At 44.0% G+C, this 232-nt stretch carries 1 pseudogene; it reads right to left on the reverse strand.

What is annotated here, in order from left to right:
* Nucleotides 1–232: pseudogene (locus TP70_RS12910) on the reverse strand (hypothetical protein); the annotation flags it as partial.

Below are 232 nucleotides of genomic sequence, written 5' to 3' on the forward strand. Positions count from 1 at the left end.
CAACATCAGTAAGTGAGAGTGACTCTACTTCAATGAGTAACTCAACATCAGTGAGTGAGAGTGACTCTACGAGCATGAGTAACTCAACGTCAGTAAGTGAAAGTGACTCTACTTCAATGAGTAACTCAACGTCAGTAAGCGAGAGCGACTCTACGAGCATGAGTAACTCAACATCAGTGAGTGAGAGCGACTCTACGAGCATGAGTAACTCAACGTCAGTAAGTGAGAGTGA

Origin of the sequence: Staphylococcus microti (assembly GCF_000934465.1) — a bacterium.
GTDB classification, from domain to species: domain Bacteria; phylum Bacillota; class Bacilli; order Staphylococcales; family Staphylococcaceae; genus Staphylococcus; species Staphylococcus microti.